A 1,830-nucleotide genomic window follows, 5' to 3' on the forward strand; every position below is an offset into this window, starting at 1 on the left:
CGGCGCCTCGAAGAAGGGGGGGAACAAGCTTCGCAGACGGTCAAAGAGATGATCGCCGTAGGCGTACAACAATTCAGCCACCGACAAGCCGGTCGAGGCGGAAAGTCGGCCCAGCAGCACGACGATCTCGTCATGGGCGTAAGTGTCGGTCGCCGCATAGACGCCGCCGGAGGCCAGCCCCTGGGGATCAAGCATGACGTCGGCGGTCTCAAGCCCGAAACGGCCCTCCACCATCTCGACCAGTTCGGTAAAGACTATCCCCTTCATGTCGCCTCCCCTCAAGCTTGCTTTGTGCTCACGATAAACCCATGCGGGTAAATGAAGTCTGCGAGGACCAAGACCTGAGCGGCCCCGTGCGCTATTGTCGCAGGACGATATTCGACGACGGTGAGCTGATATTGGCGCGAAGTCTTGCTTCGTGGGATTGGCGGCTCGGGATCGACGTTGATGGGAAGTTGGCGCGACTAGGTGTGCGGCCCGTCGTTGTCAGGGCGTTCCTTTCACGAGATCGAAAGGCGTCGGCGCCCAAGATCGGCCATGACCGCGGCCGCATGCATGAGAATTCTCGTCGGCGCCGAACTCCAGGCTTCGGGAGCCTCGACGCTTGCGATCGTGGTCGGCAGAATCGCGGACGCCTTCCTTGACAGTCGATGGTCATGGCCACGTCGCTACGGCGCGGTCGCGCCCTTCGCATTCGTACTCGCCGACCCGCGCGCCACGGAGATCGACGTCCACGAACTGAAGACCCTGGCGGAAGAGCTTCAGACTAAGCTCTTTGGCGCCGAGGGAGCCGGTGACATTGTCTTGTTGGCCTTCCAAGGCGAGCAGGCCGACGTAATGCGCTTCGCCGCGGCCGAGACATCCGAATTGAGACAGGCGCTGACCGGGTCAGGTCCGCTGGACGGGTTTGGCGGCAGGATCAGCAGGATCACATCACACGGCGTGGAAACTGTCAGCACGGCGCGTTCCCAATCCGACGCGGCCGTGGCGACTGAGCGCTCGGTTGAAACGCCAGACTGCCGATTTGCGGGCGTGTATTTTCTGCCGCGCGAGACCTTCATCGGCAATGGTCTGACCGCTCGCCGCCAACTCGAGGGGCGATTCCACAACATCGCGGATGGTTCGCGGCAATTTTCGGAGCAGGAGGCCGCCGAATTCGATCTCTGCTGTCTCGAGGCGGCCGCGCCCGCGCTCGCCAGGTTGTCGGCCGGAATCCTGTTCGTGCCGATCAGTTTCGCCTCGATTATCCATCGGTCCGCGCGCGAGATCTACCAGCCCTGGCTGGATCGCTTGCCAGGGGACCAGCGTGCGAGGTTGGGCGTAACTGTCTACGACACGCCGCGCGATCCTTCCTTTTCGGCGCTCGCCCAAGCCATGGCCTTCCTGTCGCCGGCGTTCGGCGTGATCGACCTGCACGTCAACGATCCTGGATTCGAGTTTGAGAAGCTCACCGCCGGATCGGTGACCAGCATCACATTGGTCTTGCCTGATGCCGATGAGGCTCGTCGGCTGGCCGCGGCGAGCCAATTCATGCGCGCGCGAGATCGCTACAAATCCAAGCGCATTTGGCCGGCCATCACCAATGTGCGCACGCGGCGAGAGCTCGACGCTTGCGCCGCATTACGCGTTCCATTTTTGACGGGGCAAGCGGTTTGCGGTCTCATGAAGGCGCCGGTGGCGGCGCGAAGTGTCGCGCTTGATACGCTTCCCGTCCGCGACGCCGCTGAAGACCCTCACGACGCCCGGGTTGTATGGCTGAAGCCCTGACATTCGGCTGAGGTGACAGGCGAGGGCGCCGCCTGGACACCAACCATGGCGAGGCCGAGCGTC

General features: G+C 63.0%; 2 protein-coding genes. One reads left to right on the plus strand and one right to left on the minus strand.

What is annotated here, in order from left to right:
* Window positions 1–267: heme NO-binding domain-containing protein (locus tag Q8Q88_RS02125; protein WP_305673548.1), on the minus strand; the 267-nt coding region annotated here is incomplete at its 3' end.
* A 270-nt stretch (window positions 268–537) separates the two neighbouring features.
* Here Q8Q88_RS02125 and Q8Q88_RS02130 point away from each other — a divergent pair.
* Window positions 538–1,767, plus strand: coding sequence for a hypothetical protein (locus Q8Q88_RS02130; protein ID WP_305673549.1), 1,230 nt, complete (start codon window positions 538–540; stop codon window positions 1,765–1,767).
* Window positions 1,768–1,830 lie beyond the last annotated feature (63 nt).

The organism is Phenylobacterium sp. (assembly GCF_030697925.1).
Lineage (GTDB): Bacteria > Pseudomonadota > Alphaproteobacteria > Caulobacterales > Caulobacteraceae > Phenylobacterium.

Bases quoted from the DNA above. Each gene is read 5' to 3' on its own strand.
- Q8Q88_RS02130 (WP_305673549.1), top strand. From the start codon at position 538: ATGACCGCGGCCGCATGCATGAGAATTCTCGTCGGCGCCGAACTCCAG.